This is a genomic window from Peptostreptococcus stomatis DSM 17678 (assembly GCF_000147675.1).
Taxonomy (GTDB): Bacteria; Bacillota; Clostridia; order Peptostreptococcales; family Peptostreptococcaceae; genus Peptostreptococcus; species Peptostreptococcus stomatis.
In genome coordinates this window covers 1-12,736 of sequence record NZ_ADGQ01000041.1, presented here as the reverse complement: position 1 = coordinate 12,736, position 12,736 = coordinate 1, and the positions used below count along the sequence as shown (strand labels likewise).

The following is a 12,736-nucleotide window of genomic DNA, read 5'->3' as shown; positions in this document are numbered from 1 at the left end:
CTTTTAATTTAACTGGTAAAGATTTAGACCTAGTATTAGATAGTGTTACAAAAACTGCTCAAAATACTGGAGTTTCTACAGATAAATTATTTGATAGTGTTGTTAAAGGGGCTCCTGCTCTTCAGGGAAGGGGGCTTAATTTTAGCCAGTCTGTTGCCCTTATGGGGCAATTTGAACAGTCTGGGGTAGATTCCTCAAAGGCAATGTCTTACCTAACAAAAGCACAAGCCAATTGGGCTAAAGAAGGGAAGACCATGGAACAAGGTCTTACTGAACTTACCGGTAAGATTAAGGGTGCTAAAAACGAACAAGAAGCCATTGCCTTAGCAACTGAAACCTTTGGAACTAAAGCAGGTCCAATGATGGCTAAGGCCAAAAAAGATGGCAAGCTGAATTTCGAGGAGTTAGCAGGTGCAGCAAATGGGGCAAAAGGTGCTGTAACTTCAACTTTTGATGAAACAAAAAATCCTATAGACGAATTTAAGGTGGCTATGAATAACCTTAAAATCGCTGGAGCTGAATTAGGTGAAGCACTTCAAAAGGCCTTAGGTCCTATTATAAAAGAAGTAATAGAAAAGTTAAAAGGCTTTACAAAATGGTTTTCAAGCCTTTCACAAGGGCAAAAAGAATTCATAATAAAAATAGGACTATTAGCTGCTGCCGTGGGACCTGTTGTTGTAGTTTTTTCCAAACTCACCCAAGGGGTAGGAGGTTTTGTGATAAAGATGGCAGGACTTTCTACTAAAATAACACAAGCTGGAAGTGTCATGTCTGCTTTATCTGGAGGAATGGCAAGTCTATTGTGACAGGTGTTTGGAATGGAATTAAAAACATTACATCAAGCATTTGGAATGGGATTAAAAATATAATAGGAAATAGCTTAGATGGAGCCGTAAGGACAATCTTTAATTTTGGAGGTAGATTTTATGAGGCAGGTAGAAATATAATAGGTTCAATTGTAGATGGAATTAGGTCAGCTATTAGCTGGGTGACAGACACAGTTCAAGATGTTGTTCAGGGTATTAGAGACTTTTTGTCATTTTCTCCTGCAAAAAGGGGACCTCTCAGAGACCTTAATAGGTTGAATTTTTGGGGGACCATTTCAGAAGGAATAATTAAAGGGAAATCTGCAATACAAGATGCAATGTCCAATGAGTTAGAGGGATTAGATTTTACTGTTGATAAGAAGAGGATATTGGAAATTAGAAAAAATAGTGTGAAAAAAGATAAGAAGAAAAAATCTATTTTGATTGCAGCAGTTGTTATTTTGCTGATTGGAATAGGTGTGATGAATAATAAGTATACAAATATTCTTATCAGTCAAGCTATTGAAGATGTGAAAAATTCTTTTAGTCATTTATTTACTATAGGTGAAGATGCTGATAAATATAGCCTAAAGTATGTGAAAAAGGCTAAGAAGATAGGAGAAAATAAAATTAGACTGGATAAGATTTTACTAGATAAGAATAAGGTATATATGAGCTTTTTTGTTGAGCTTGATTACAATGTTAATCTTGTTAAGGAACCAAGTTTTGGTGGAATATGCCTTAAAATAAACCGTAAGGAAGTAGAAGATCGTGGACTTGGACAAACCGTAAGTTTAGTCAATAATGAGAATAAAAAAAAGCAACTGTTTAGAATCGATTATGAAATAGATCTTGAATCCAGTATAGATGAAAAAATAGACAGTATAGACTTTGAAATACAAGGTTTGGAGATAAAGGAAATAGACAAGAAGAAGCTATTAGATGCATATGAAAAAGCAAAAAATAACCGTAAAATAGATTATGTACTAGCCATTAAGGATGGGAGAGACTCAATCAAGAGATTTGATCAAGTCTTAGACTTTTCCATAGAAAATATGGATAAGGTATACTTAAGGGATTCAACTAAATCTTACCATGACGAATTTTCTATATATAATGGCAACGATAAAGTTATTTGTAGGTCTTTATCTATAAATGAACTAGGTATTCAAGCAGACATACATTATTATTTTGACAAGGATAATAACAAGGGACATGATTTGGATATAATAGCAATCAATGATCAGGGAGATAGAATTAGGCTAAGTCCTATGATAGGAAATGGGCAAGGAGATAGTGATATCAGATACATTATGAGGACTATGACTAGTCAAAACAAAGATATATCTAGGTTTTTAAAAAGTAGTTACATAATTTTAGAGGCTTATAAGGTGAAGGGGGAAGAGAACATAAAGCCAGAAACTTTTGTTGAAGAATTAGATAAAGATATAAAATATATAGAAGATAATAACGCCTTTAACAATGAAAACACCAGTGAAAATAGGGACATAAATCGAAACCTTTATAGCTATGAAAAGATAGGTCAGAGCAAAAAAATAAAGTTATAATTTTATTATTGATATAAAGAGTAGCCAAATGAGGATACCTCGCTAAGAAGTGTCACAGTCTGGTTACTCTTTACTTTTTGGTGGTTTTAGACTACAATATGTCGGACGTATAGTAAGCTGAAATTTTGGAAAAATAGTAATACACATCAAATCTCATGTTATAATTAAATAATGTAAAGAGTTATAGTTAAGCAAAAAACTGATTGTGGAAGGAAGAAAGCGATATGGAAACGAAAGTACTATTTATAATCTTTTCAATAGAAGCTATGATGATATACGTCTTTATGGATAAAAAGGATAGGCATAAAATACCCAAGTATATTATGCTTATCCTATCCATATATTTTGTAAAAGACCTTGCAATTGCCAGCAAGATAGAAGAAGATGTACTATGGGGCATAAATCTAATAAGTAATTTTCTAATAATAGTAAATATAGCTGTAATTCTGGTTAAGTATATATATTTAAAAAATAAAAAATAATTATTACTTAGGTCTACTATTCTTAATATCATAAACAAGTTTGTATAAATTATTGATTTTAATTTACTATGATGATAAAATCATAATAACAAAGGGTAAGGGCCCTGTAATGACGGAAAAGGCAGGTATGAAAAGATGATATCATTGAAAAATAATATACCAAAATATATGATAATACCACTAGTAATAATCTTATATGGAGTATCCTTAATTACATTTTACACTAATGTAAATAATGGTCTAATGTTAGCCATTTATATTGCCATATATATACTAATGGTGTCAATTCAAGACTATAAGCCAGCTAGAAGGTCTTTTAAAGAACGGCTTAAAAAAGTATTACTATTCATAATAAGTCTAGTTATATGTATTATGATACTAACGCTTTTTGATCCACTTTATATGGACACAAAAATAGACAGTATGATTTTTTGTTTTAATAACCTAATACCACTAGTTTTGTGTGATTTTAAACTTAAAATATAATAATATTAATATTTTAAGTATAATGGAAGAATTTTAGTTCAATCTTATATGATAGGCAAGTAAAAATCGTGATTATAAATTTTGATGGAGGGCAGGATATATGAAATTTGTTCTAAAGTATATATATGGAAACAAAATTAAATCATTTCTAGTTTCTTTTTCATTTTTAATTTGTATCACGATTATTATTATATCCAGCTCCTTAGTTGAGACTATTTCAAATTTAGAAAATTTACAGAGAGAATATCAGAATACGCCATATAATGTAATTATAAAAAATGCTAAGAATAGACAATATGAAGCGATTAAGGACAACAAAGAGGTAAAAGCCTTAGGGCTAGAGAGTTTTATCGGTTCTTCAGTGGATAAAAAGTACCTGTATCAAGTGGTTGGAACAAATTCAGACAACCTATTATCAACTTCTATGTTTATCAAGGGAGGTCTGTTTAAAAAAGAAAATGATGTTATTCTGGAGAAATGGACATTGGATTATTTGGGTCTAAAGCCTAATATAAATCAAAAGCTTAAAATAAGCTATAAAAATGAGTCGGGAAAAATAGTCAATGAAGAATGTAATATATGTGGAATAATCCATGATACACCTACCAAAAAGAATATAGGTGTAAAAACGATATATAAAAATATCAAGGATAGCAAGTCTAATGATTTAAGTATTAAACTAGAGTATAAGAGGGGGACTCGCCTATTTTCTGTTTTAGATAGGTATCAATCAAAGTACAGAATTGAAAAGAATAATATATCTATAAACGCATCATCTCCAGAAGAGGTAAGTGAAATTTTAAGTAGCGATCTTGATATAAATAATATTATTAAGAGCTCAATTTTTTCATTGTTATGTATCTTAATAGTTTTTTCTATAATTAATATGTCTATAAGAGACCGTATTAATTTATACTCCTTGATTAAGGCCATGGGCGCAAAAAAACAATTTATATTCAAGAGTATATTTTATGAATTATTGATTTTATACATGATATCAATACCAATAGGTCTCTTTATTAGCAATTCATTCACTAAAATTATAGTAAAAAGACTTCGTTTTACTAGTATTGGTAATATCTACATACACAATAAAATAGCGAATCTAAGTTTAATTATTAATTATAAACAAATTTTTGCTGACTTGACGATTTTACTACTATTTATACTGGTTCTCTCCTACATTATTTATAGGAAAATCAAAAGGATGGATATAATTTCTGGAATGAATGATGAGTACGATATCAAAAAAAATAATAGATTTACAAAAAACATATATCTAAATTACCTAATAAAAGATGCATCTATAATTATAACAATGGTTATAACTATGTCTATGTTATCATCCTACTATTTAATGATAGGATTTAACGCTTATATGAGTAGGGAAGAAGAAAAAATGATGGTATGGGATATGTATGCATATTCAGATATAAAGGTCGCTGCAACTGATAAAGACCTAAATAAGTCAATTTCAAAAAGTGAATATGAAGAGCTGAGCAAGATTAAAGGGATAAGGAGCATTGATTATAGTAGGTTTATACCAGGAAAAATCATATATCAAGATAAGTGGAAGATAAATGACGCCTACTTCTCTAACATTAATGAGAATTCAAAGGATGAATATTGGAAAGAATATTTTGGTATAAATGAGATAACAAAAAAGAAACTGATAAAGGCAAGTGTAAGAGCATATAACGATGAGTCCTTCATTAGATTAGCAGAGTTTAAGACTAGTGGTAGTTTTGATATTAAAAAATTAAACGAAGCAAATAATGCTATAGTAGTGGTACCAAAAACAGATGATAATAACTTTAAAAATTTACCAGATGGAAAAAATGTTGTAGATATTAAGCCTGGAGATGATATAGAGGTTATGACACCAAAGGATTCTCTTATAGATATGAGTTACTATGATTTGAATGATGATGTTAGAAAGTATACTATAACTAAGTTTAAGGTTGTTGGTATAGCATATGGAACCTATTTTGAAAATGCGAGAGAAAGAACTAATCCTACATTAAATATAATTATAACTGATAAAAAGTTTAGCGATGTCTATAAGATAAAGGATTTTAGAAACCTTAATATATATGCTAAGGGCAATTACGATATAGATAAATTGTATAGCGAAATTGATAAAGTTTTTCTTGGTAGAAAAAATATAGTGACGAGGAATATAAGAAGTGAACTTAATCAAATAAATCAGATTAATAGCAGAAAGAAGATATTTAATATATCGGTTATAGTATCTTTGCTTATGGCCATATTATTCTCTGCAATAAATAGTACATCTTCATTATATGAGGTAAATAAGAATGATATATCGATTATTAAAAAGATAGGTGCTAGTAAAAAGAAGATTTATAAGTATTTAATTTTGGAATGGATATTTATATCTTTGATATTAATTTTTACGACTTTTCTTATATCTAAATTATCCCAATACCTTATATACTATAATAAGGGAATTTATTATGAAGGGATACAAAATATATACGACTATAAGAACCTTATATGTATTTCTATGGTTAATAGTCTACCGATATTGTTTATCCTACTACGTAGAACGAAAAAAATGGAATAAAGTAAAGAGTAACCAAATAAGTATATCTTCTTAGGAAGTATAACAGTCTGGTTACTCTTATTTTTAATTTCGTAAAGCGAGAAGAAAAATTAGTGGAAGATAGTATCGAGAGCAAGTAATCTTATCCCATATTATTAGGCGGACAAGCTTGGTCTCACAGAAAGATATTATATTGAAAGCATTAGAAAAACTTGACTTTTTGCTAGTTTTAGAATATAATATATCGGACGTGTAGTAAATTGTGTCAAAAATTGGCACAATTTACTATATTAAGTTAAATTAGTAAATGATATACAAAATAATATAAATATCTATTTGGAGGTTAAAATGGAAGAAAATAACAGTAAAGAGATTATACTTACGCAAGAAGGTTATGACAAACTGGAAAGCGAATTAGAGCTATTAAAAACGACGAGAAGGAAAGAAGTTGCGGAAAGACTAAAAGTTGCTATATCCTTTGGTGACCTTTCAGAAAATGCTGAGTATGATGAAGCTAAGAAAGAACAGGCAGCTCTTGAAGAAAGAATCCTAAAGTTAGAAAACATGACTAGGGTAGCTGTGATAATAGATGAAAGCAACGTAAACCTGGATATTATCACTGTTGGATCTGTGGTTAAGATATATGATGAAGACTTTGATGAAGAACTAGAATACACTATAGTAGGTAGCGCAGAGGCTGACCCATATGATGGAAAGATTTCTAATGAATCCCCAGTTGGAAAGGCTCTACTAGGCAGGGCTAAGGGCGATGTAGTTGAAGTAACAGTGCCGGACGGAATAGCCAAGCTTAAGGTTGTAGATATAAAGAGATAGTAGGGATAAGGGCCTAGAAGACCTGGTCAAGTTAGGCCAAATACAGGTATATAGGATTAAAGATAAGATATATTAGAAAGAGACAAGTCGGTAGGAGGACGTTATGGAAAATAATAAGCCAGAAAGTCAGATAGAAAATTTAAGTGAAGTTTTACAGGTTAGAAGAGACAAGCTAAGTGAACTTCAGAAGATGGGAAGAGACCCATTCAAGATTAGTAAGTACAATGTAAGTCATCATTCAAATGAGGTAGTAGACAACTATGACAGCCTAGAAGGCCAGAAGGTTAGCCTTGCAGGTCGTATTATGTCAAAGAGAATCATGGGCAAGGCTTCATTTATGCACTTACAGGACCAGAATGGTAGGATCCAGGCCTATGTGAAGAGGGATGATATAGGCGTTGACGAATACAAGCTATTCAAGACATATGACATAGGTGATATAGTTGGTATAGAAGGTTTCGTATTCAAGACTAAGACAGAAGAAGTATCTGTACACGTAGAAAAGTTAGTTCTACTATCTAAGTCACTACAGGTACTGCCTGAAAAGTACCATGGTCTAAAGGACGTTGACCTAAGGTATAGACAGAGATATGTAGACCTTATAGTTAATCCAGAGGTTAAGGATGCCTTCCTTACTAGAACAAAGGCCCTAAAGGCCCTAAGAAGCTACCTTGATGAAAGAGGCTTCTTGGAAGTTGAAACACCAATATTAAATACCATTGCTGGTGGTGCCAATGCTAGACCATTTATCACCCACCACAATACACTAGATATACCAATGTACCTGAGAATTGCCAATGAATTGTACCTAAAGAGACTAATTGTTGGCGGATTTGACAAGGTATATGAAATGGGTAGGATGTTCAGAAACGAAGGTATGGACATGAAGCACAACCCAGAGTATACAGCTATAGAGTTATACCAGGCCTATGCAGACTACAAGGATATGATGGATATTACTGAAAATGTAATTTCACATATGGCTCAAGTTGCTACAGGTAGCATGAAGATAAATTACCAGGGTACTGAAATAGACTTCACACCACCATGGAAGAGAATGACTATGGAAGAATGTGTAAAGGAATATGCGGGTGTAGACTTCTCTGAAATAAACACTGATGAAGAAGCTTTGGCTATAGCTAGAGAAAAGGGTATAGAAATCACTCCAGGTATGAGAAGGGGTGAAGTAATCAATGCCTTCTTTGAAGAATTTGGTGAAGACAAGCTAATCCAGCCTACATTCATTACCCACCATCCAGTTGAGGTATCTCCTCTTGCCAAGAGAAATGTAGAAGACCCAAGAAGGACTGACAGGTTTGAAGCCTTTGCTAACAAGTGGGAGCTTGCCAATGCCTTCTCAGAATTAAATGACCCAATCGACCAGAGGGGAAGGTTTGAAGACCAGGTAAGGAAGAGAGAACTTGGTGATGATGAGGCTTGTGAAATGGATGAAGATTTTATAAATGCCCTAGAAGTAGGTCTACCTCCAACAGGTGGACTAGGCATAGGTATAGACAGGGTTATCATGTTGCTTACAGATTCTACTACTATTAGGGACGTTTTATTATTCCCTACAATGAAGCCTCTAAGAGATGGTTCATCAGAAGCTGATGGAGAAACTGAAAAGAAGGAAGTTAAGATAGACCTATCTAAGGTAAAGATAGAACCTTTATTTGAAGATATAGACTTTGAAACTTTCTCTAAGTCAGACTTCAGAGTAGTGAAGGTATTGAAGTGTGAAGAAGTACCTAAGTCTAACAAGCTATTAAAGTTTACCCTAAATGATGGTTCTGGCCAGGAGAGGGTAATCCTATCAGGTATCAAGATGCACTATTCGCCAGAGGAACTAGTAGGTAAAACTCTAGTTGCTATCACTAACCTACCACCTAGAAAAATGATGGGCCTTGAATCTTGTGGTATGCTATTATCAGCAGTATGCGACTATGATGGTGAAGAGTTGTTAAATCTTCTGATGGTAGACGACAAGATACCAGCAGGGGCTAAGTTATATTAGGTTTAAATAAAGGTTTGATAATATAGTATGTAAAAATATATATAGATATTTAAGGGTGTCAAGATTGGCACCCTTTTTTAAAATGTTTAGCAATAAAGTAATGAAAAATGGTCGAAATTTACTATATAGACCCGTTTTTGCCCCTATAATATAAAGATTTTCTTAAGGATTAGTAAATCGTATTGACATTTCTTTGGGCGTATGTAAAAGTATTAGTGGGTCTCATATTAAGGAGGCTTTGTAAAAAGATACCTAAAGCAGAATTTCAAAAGGTATTTTTAGTATTATCTAGAAGAGGAGGAAAGATATAAGTGGATTTGATAAGGTACTTCTTTAGGACTAAGCCAGATTTAATTGAACCTATGAATGGGTCAGTTTTGATGCTTTTATCATTGGTTTCTTTTGCATTTGTAATTTACTATATAAAGAAGGATTATCCTATAAACAGGACTAAGAAGGTCTTGCTGGTAGTATTTTTAATAGATATATGTATGAGGTATACTTGGTATTTTGTTGGTAAGTATTCGGGCCTTACGGAATCATTACCACTATATCATTGTAGGGTTACTGCCTTGTTGAGTATTTACTATCTGATTACATCTGATAGGAGGGTTACTCCTATAATATATGTATGGGGTATTTTTGGTGGAACTTTAGCCCTGGCTCATCCGGCTATGGACCCATTTAAGTTCCCTCATTTTAGTAATACTTTCTTCTATTTTTACCATATAGCTATCCTTATGGCTGCCTATGTGGTATTTAAGGAACATAGAGATTATATTTTGAAGTGTAAAAACCAGGTTAGACTCTTTACCCTGTTCTTTAATTTGAGCTTGTATGTTATAAATCTTGGTCTACACTCAAATTATGGATATATGGTTAAGTCTCCGATTTTTACAGACAAATTTAGTAAAATGACTTTCTACTTCTTATTTGCTATTCTTGTATATGACCTTTTGATCCAGATAATATACAAGATTACCGACATTAGGCATGGAAATGATGTAAGTATTGAAGATATAGGTATGTAATAGATATTGTAAGCATTGAGGCTATTAGTATTCAATAGGATATTATTATATATATGAGTATAAAAAGGACTGGCTTAGTTTTGAACTGACCCAGTCCTTTTAGGTTAAATAGATTCGAATAATATTTTCTATTCCATAAAATATCTTATTCTAGTCGATTTTTACTATTTCCTTGATTCCCTTGTATATTACACAAAGTATATAGTAAATACCGATATAGCCGATAGCCGGAAGTATTATTGCAACCAATTTTGCGAAGGGTAATATCCCTACCAGGGTGGCTGCTATAGCAATAAGTACGGCAGCCATCTTGTTTTTCTGCTTATTTTCCGAATATATAAACTTGCACAGACTCCACATGGTTGCAGAGGATGAAGAGAACATACCCATCAACAAGATGATAGTAAATATACTGGCCATAAGTGGGCTTACATGCTTTGCCAGGTATAGGGTAGGTACATCTACCCTGGTTATGGTGTCTATATTTAGGAGGATTGCTGTGCTGAGAATAAGTACAGCAAGTGATACTTCAAGAGCCCCTAATAAAGTTCCATACCTGGCTATTTTTAAACTCTTGCAAGAAGCCCCAAGTTTTGAAAAGTAGGTTCCTCCTGATGATACGGCCAAGGAGAAATACAAAAATCCGCTGAAAAACCATATTGGAGCAGCATGGAAGCTACTTAGCTGGTCCTTGTATAGGCCTATTCTTGAAAAGTTTCCATAGTCCTTGAAGATTACTATGGTGCCTACCAAGAGGAAAAAGCCTACTAGGATGGGACCTATTTTTGATAGAACCTGGATGAACCTGTCAAAGCCTGCTAGGTAGGCCATCAAAACTATAAGGGCCATAAGGCTTGATCCTAAGTACCTGTTGACTCCATAGTGCTCTAGGAGTGTAGACCCTGTAGCCGATATAAGTATGGCCATCATAAAGAAGAGCATTATGGGCATTACTATAGAATAAAGTTTACCTATTTTCCTGCCACAAAAGTATTCGTATTGCCTAAAGTCTGGATCCTCCCTGTGTTGGTAGCCGGTTTCCATGATTACCTTGCCTGTAAAGGAAAAACCTATTAGTATAATTAAGATGACACCGTAGCTGTAGTAGCCAAAGCTGGAAAAGAAGCTAAGTATTTCTCTGCCTGTTGCAAAGCCGGCCCCAATTATCCAGGCCACAAAAGCACCTGCAACCTTAACTACCTGTCTTTTACTTATCTGGTCACCGTCAATTTTACCACTATTCATTGAATTGCCCCCGATTTATACCTAAAGGTATTTTTTTATGTATTTTTCTAGCCTATTTATACCTTCAAGGAAGTCATCTTCATGGCAGGCGTAGGATATTCTTACATAATCATCGGTACCAAAGGCCTTACCTGGTATGATAGCTACTCTTTCTTCATTTAGGAAGTCTTCACAGAATTTAACTGAGAAGCTATCTTCGTATGGGTAGTTTTCCTTGACCTTGGATAGGTCTATAAATATGTAGAAGGCACCAGAGGGCTTTATATAGGAAATGCCTTCAATCTTGTCTAGCCTGCTAGTGATTAACCGGCACCTATGCTTGTAGGTAGCTACCATTTTTTGCATATCATCTTCACATTCTAGCAGGGCACCAAGACCTATATACTGGGCTGTTAGAGATGGGTGAGAAACTATATGGCTCTGTATAGAGTTCATGGCCTTGGCTATCTCAGTATTAGATGCAGTGTAGCCTAGACGTGTTCCTGTCATAGCAGCACACTTGGCAAAACCATTTACTGTTATTGTGATATCCTTTATTTCCTCACTTAGGGAAGCTACAGAAACAAAGCTATCGTCAAACCTGATTTTTTCATATATTTCATCGGCCATTATATAGATACCTTTTTCTAGGCAGACAGCAGCTATCTCTTCTAATTCTTCCTTTGTATAGACAGCACCAGTAGGGTTGGATGGGTTAGTTAGTATTAAAAGCCTAGTCTTGTCGGTGATGGCTTCTAAGAGATTTTCCCTGGTTACTTTGAAGTTATTCTCTTTAGAAGTTTTAACTTCAACTGGAACTGCATTCACTACCTTTACCATTTCAGAGTAACTTACCCAGTATGGAAGGGGTAAAAGGACCTCGCTACCTGGATCAGTAGTCACAAGTAGGACATTTGTAATTGAGTTTTTTGCCCCACTTGATAGGACTATCTGGTCTGGACTATAGTCTATATTGTTTTCTTTCTTAAGTTTCTTGCATATTTCCTGTCTTAACTCTAAAATACCTGCAGGAAAGTCATACTTTGTCTTATTGTCGTCCAAAGATTTTTTGCCGTATTCTTTGGCCCTTTCTGGCACATTGAAGTCTGGCTCACCTATACTAAGGCTGATAACATCTATACCATTGGCCCTCATTTCTTTTACCTTAGAACTGATACCTACAGTTACTGAGGGTGAAACATTGTCTAGTCTTTCTGATAACATAAAATACCTCCTTCAAACTTGTTAGTACTAATTAAAACCTGTTTTTTCTGACAAGATCTTTACATTAATATATGTAATTAAAATTCCAAAATGAATGATATATTTATTTTATACTAATTAGAGAATTTTGTATATAATAATATAGATACAATATTTACACATCTTAAGAGGGCATTTAGACATAGTTAAGATGGGAATAAAATAAGACGAATATTATTTATTGCAAGTAGGGCTAAAAAGTATTAAAAATGCAAAAAAGCGAACAATACTTTTGGTGAATTTGTTAAAGTTTACATATCGAAAAAAAGTTCAAAAAAAACTCAAAATTTATTGACATAGGCTATAAATGGTGATATAGTATTACTTGTCCTTGACATGAGGACTTGAAAATTTAAGTAAAAGACCTTATTTTTTAACCTAAAAATAGTCTTTGAAAAAAGTGAAAAGTACTTGACGGATTAGTCTGAAAATAGTATAATTAATAGGCTGTAAAAACAGCAC

At 33.3% G+C, this 12,736-nt stretch carries 9 protein-coding genes; 7 read left to right on the top strand and 2 right to left on the bottom strand.

Going from position 1 to position 12,736, the window contains the following annotated elements; all coding sequences use genetic code 11:
* From HMPREF0634_RS09770 to HMPREF0634_RS03780, 7 genes are all read left to right on the top strand, one after another.
* A partial coding sequence (locus HMPREF0634_RS09770; protein WP_007789162.1) for a phage tail tape measure protein occupies positions 1 to 806 on the top strand: 806 nt, incomplete at its 5' end.
* Positions 803 to 2,374 (top strand): phage tail protein, encoded by a 1,572-nt coding sequence (locus HMPREF0634_RS09355; RefSeq protein WP_050786350.1) that lies wholly within the window; start codon positions 803 to 805, stop codon positions 2,372 to 2,374. The genes HMPREF0634_RS09770 and HMPREF0634_RS09355, both read left to right, overlap by 4 nt.
* Positions 2,375 to 2,598: 224 nt before the next feature.
* A complete protein-coding gene (locus tag HMPREF0634_RS03805) occupies positions 2,599 to 2,856 on the top strand; it encodes a hypothetical protein (protein ID WP_040565729.1) in 258 nt (85 codons plus the stop codon).
* Between the two features lie 586 nt (positions 2,857 to 3,442).
* Complete coding sequence (locus HMPREF0634_RS03795; protein WP_007789161.1) at positions 3,443 to 5,929, top strand: ABC transporter permease; 2,487 nt, start codon at positions 3,443 to 3,445, stop codon at positions 5,927 to 5,929.
* 327 nt (positions 5,930 to 6,256) lie between these two features.
* On the top strand, positions 6,257 to 6,742 hold the full coding sequence (gene greA / locus HMPREF0634_RS03790) for a transcription elongation factor GreA (protein ID WP_007789163.1): 486 nt from the start codon (positions 6,257 to 6,259) through the stop codon (positions 6,740 to 6,742).
* A gap of 103 nt (positions 6,743 to 6,845) precedes the next feature.
* Positions 6,846 to 8,756: a lysine--tRNA ligase gene (lysS, locus tag HMPREF0634_RS03785; protein WP_007789165.1), complete on the top strand. Its 1,911-nt coding sequence runs from the start codon at positions 6,846 to 6,848 to the stop codon at positions 8,754 to 8,756.
* Positions 8,757 to 9,067: 311 nt separating this feature from the next.
* Positions 9,068 to 9,787, top strand: coding sequence for a YwaF family protein (locus HMPREF0634_RS03780; protein ID WP_007789160.1), 720 nt, complete (start codon positions 9,068 to 9,070; stop codon positions 9,785 to 9,787).
* A 150-nt stretch (positions 9,788 to 9,937) separates the two neighbouring features.
* Here the strand turns inward: HMPREF0634_RS03780 and HMPREF0634_RS03775 are convergent, their stop codons facing one another.
* Positions 9,938 to 11,032 carry a YkvI family membrane protein gene (locus tag HMPREF0634_RS03775; protein ID WP_040565727.1) on the bottom strand — a complete coding sequence of 365 codons (1,095 nt, stop codon included), beginning with the start codon at positions 11,030 to 11,032 and terminating at the stop codon, positions 9,938 to 9,940.
* 21 nt (positions 11,033 to 11,053) lie between these two features.
* Complete coding sequence (locus tag HMPREF0634_RS03770; protein WP_007789164.1) at positions 11,054 to 12,235, bottom strand: pyridoxal phosphate-dependent aminotransferase; 1,182 nt, start codon at positions 12,233 to 12,235, stop codon at positions 11,054 to 11,056.
* Between the last annotated feature and the right edge of the window lie 501 nt (positions 12,236 to 12,736).